Genomic DNA, 3604 nt, shown 5'->3' on the forward strand with positions numbered 1-3604 from the left:
GAGCGGGAGGGGCCGGTACCGGGCCGCCGGGGTCGCCGGCGGGCGGCACGGGGCCGGACCGCCGGCGGGCGATCGTGGATCGGGCGCCGGCGGTCAGCCGGCTACCCGGGCGGCGAGCGCGTCGCCGATCGCGTCCGTACTGCGGGCGGTGGCGTCGCGTTCCGCCAGGTCGGCGGTGACGGCCTCCTCGATCCGCGCGGCCTCGGCCTCGAGACCGAGGTGGCGCAGGAGGAGCGCGACGGACAGGACGGTGGCCGTGGGATCGGCCTTCCCGGTGCCGGCGATGTCGGGGGCGGAGCCGTGGACCGGCTCGAACATGGAGGGGAACTCACCGGTGGGGTTGATGTTCCCGGAGGCGGCCAGGCCGATGCCACCGGTGATGGCGGCGGCCAGGTCGGTGATGATGTCACCGAAGAGGTTGTCGGTGACGATGACGTCGAATCGACCCGGGTCGGTGACCAGGAAGATCGTCGCGGCGTCCACGTGCAGGTAATCGGTGGCCACGTCGGGGTACTCGCGACCGACGCGCTCCACCGTCCGGGTCCACAGGTGTCCGGCGTGGACCAGGACGTTGTTCTTGTGCACCAGCGTGAGCTTGCGGGCCGGGCGGGCCGAGGCCCGCTCGAAGGCGTCGCGGACCACACGCTCGACCCCGTAGGCGGTGTTCAGGCTCACCTCGGTGGCGACCTCGGCCGGGGTCCCGATCCGCATGGTGCCGCCGTTGCCGACGTAGGGGCCCTCGGTGCCCTCGCGGACCACCACGAAGTCGATCTCCGGGTCGCCCGCCAGGGGGGAGGCGGTGTTGGGGAAGAGCCTGCTCGGCCGGAGGTTGACGTAGTGCTCGAAGGCGAAGCGGAGCTTCAGCAGCAGCCCGCGCTCCAGCACACCGGAGGGCACGGTCGGGTCCCCGACGGCCCCCAGGAGGATCGCGTCGTGACCGCGCAGCCGCTCCAGCTCGGCGTCGGTCAGGGTCTCCCCCGTCTCGTGCCAGCGCTTGGCGCCGAGGTCGTACGAGGTGCTCTCGACCTTGACGTCGGCGGGGAGCACGGCCTCCAGGACCTTGAGTCCCTGGGCCACCACCTCCGGGCCGATGCCGTCGCCGGGGATCACCGCGAGATTGATGCTGCGTGCCATGCGGAAACCCTACTGCGGTCCGGCCGTCGGTACCGGGACGTCCACGATGCGGACCCGGTCGACTCCGATCGGGGCGTCGTCGACCCCGGGACCGGGGAACACTCCCCGGTCCGACGAACGGCCGTCAGTGGTCGGTGGGATGCCCGGGCACGACGGGCTCACCCGCCCCGCCGTTGTCCCGGCGGTCCAGGGCGCGCTGGAGCGCCATGGCGGCGTTCCGGCGGGTGGTGTCGGCGGCGGTGGTGTGACGGGTGCGACGGCGCAGCATCGCGGCGGTGGTTGCGGCCATGGTGTATCGGCTCCCGGTGTGGCCCCGCGAGTGCGGGTACGGAGGAATCCTGATGCGCCAAAGGGGCGGGGGCCATGGGCTGTGGCGGGGGTCGCCCGCGAATGTCGCCCGGCCTCGTCCGCCGACCGCCGGATCCGGCGATGACGTTCGGCTTCCACAAAAGTAACCCCGCCGCTCCGTCGTGTCTCCCCAATTGCTCGAACGTCCTACTATGTGGACAGAGACCCCGATCACACCCGTGTTGACCAGGCCATTCACGCGCCTCCGCCCACCCGGGGGCGTCCGGCGGGCCCCCGGACGGGCGAGGGGGAAGCACGACCGGGCCCCGATGACCGCCGCACCCGGCGGTCATCGGGGCCCGAAACGGTCCGGTCGACTCCCCGGGGGAGGGACGGCCGCGGGTGGGCGGGTCAGCCCATGTGCGGGTACCGGTAGTCGGTCGGCGGCGCCAGCGTCTCCTTGATGGCGCGGGTCAGCGTCCACCGCGTGAGGTTCTGCTTGGCACCCGCCTTGTCGTTGGTGCCCGAGGCCCGGCCACCGCCGAACGGCTGCTGCCCGACCACCGCGCCGGTGGGCTTGTCGTTGATGTAGAAGTTGCCCGCCGCGTAGCGCAGTTCCTCACAGGCCAGGGCCGCGGCGGCCCGATCGCGGGAGATCACACAGCCGGTGAGGCCGTAGGGCGCGATCGACTCCATCTGCTCGATGGCCGCCCGGAAGCCCGGACCGCCGCCCGGACCGTCGGCGGAGTCGTCGTAGACGTGGAGCGCCAACAGCGGGCCGAAGTACTCCTCCCGGAAGAACTCGCTCTCCGGGTCGGTGCACAGCACCACGGTGGGCCGGATGAACCAGCCGACCGAGTCGTCGTACTCCCCGCCGGCGATGACCTCGCAGTTCGGGTCGGCCTTGGCTCGCTCGATGGCGGAGGTGACCTTGGCGAAGGACCGCTCGTCGATGACCGCCGACATGAAGTTCGACAGGTCGGTGACCGGCCCCATGGACAGGTCCTCGACCTCGGCGACGAACTCCTCGCGCAGCCCGCCATCCCACAGCGAGGCCGGCAGATAGGCGCGCGAGAGCGCCGAGCACTTCTGGCCCTGGTACTCGAAGGCGCCGCGGGTCATCGCGGTGCGCAGCACCGCCGGGTCGGCGGAGCGGTGGGCGATCATGAAGTCCTTGCCGCCGGTCTCCCCCACCAGACGCGGGTAGCCGCGGTAGTTCTCCAGGTTCTCGGCGACCGTCTTCCACAGCATGCGGAAGGTCGCGGTGGAGCCGGTGAAGTGGATGCCCGCCAGCTCCGGGTGCGGCAGGGCGACCTTCGAGACCTCCACTCCGTCCCCGGTCAGGAGGTTGATGACCCCCGGCGGCATCCCGGCCTCCTCCAGCAGCTCCATCAGGTGCACGGCCGCGAGGGTCTGGGTGGGCGAGGGCTTCCAGATCACCACGTTGCCCATCAGGGCGGGGGCGGTGGGGAGGTTCCCCGCGATGGCGGAGAAGTTGAACGGCGTGATGGCGTAGACGAAGCCCTCCAGCGGACGGTGGTCCAACCGGTTCCACACGCCGGGCGAGTTGGTCTCCGGCTGCTCGGCGAGGATCTGCCGGGCGTAGTGGACGTTGAACCGCCAGAAGTCCACCAGTTCGCAGGGGGTGTCGATCTCCGCCTGCTGGGCGGTCTTGGACTGGCCCAGCATGGTGGCGGCGGCGATCCGCTCACGCCAGGGGCCCGCCAGCAGCTCGGCGGCGCGCAGGATGATCGCGGCACGGTCGTCGAAGGACATCGCCCGCCAGGCGGGGGCGGCGGCAAGGGCCGCGTCGATCGCCTGCCGGGCGTCCTCGGCCGTCGCGTGCGCGGCGGTGCCCAGAACCGACTTGTGGTCGTGCGGCTGCACCACCTCGAAGCGCCCGCCACCGCCCGTGCGGCGCTCACCGTTGATGGTCATGGGCAGCTCGGGGGACTCCTCGGCGAGCCGCCGCAGCCACTCCTCCAGGCGGGCCCGCTCGGGGCTGCCCGGTGCGTAGTCGTGCACCGGCTCGTTGACCGGCGCGGGTACCCGGGTGACGGCGTCCATGGCCTGGCTCCTTCTTCGGTGCTGGGTTTCCTCGGATGTCCGGGATCTCCGGATCCCGGGGGATCGGGGGTCCGCGGGGCGCCCGGGCCGGCCGGTGGGCCGGCTGCGGGTCGGT

At 72.3% G+C, this 3604-nt stretch carries 3 protein-coding genes; all 3 read right to left on the reverse strand.

The window, feature by feature from the left end:
- Positions 1-93 precede the first annotated feature (93 nt).
- Positions 94-1134, reverse strand: coding sequence for a 3-isopropylmalate dehydrogenase (locus FNQ90_RS16090; protein WP_143624738.1), 1041 nt, complete (start codon positions 1132-1134; stop codon positions 94-96).
- A 124-nt stretch (positions 1135-1258) separates the two neighbouring features.
- A complete protein-coding gene (locus tag FNQ90_RS16095; protein ID WP_173019697.1) occupies positions 1259-1423 on the reverse strand; it encodes a hypothetical protein in 165 nt (54 codons plus the stop codon).
- A gap of 410 nt (positions 1424-1833) precedes the next feature.
- Positions 1834-3489, reverse strand: coding sequence for an L-glutamate gamma-semialdehyde dehydrogenase (gene pruA / locus FNQ90_RS16100; protein WP_182607020.1), 1656 nt, complete (start codon positions 3487-3489; stop codon positions 1834-1836).
- Between the last annotated feature and the right edge of the window lie 115 nt (positions 3490-3604).

The organism is Streptomyces alkaliphilus, from assembly GCF_014141535.1.
In the GTDB taxonomy this organism is placed as follows: Bacteria; Actinomycetota; Actinomycetes; order Streptomycetales; family Streptomycetaceae; genus Streptomyces; species Streptomyces alkaliphilus.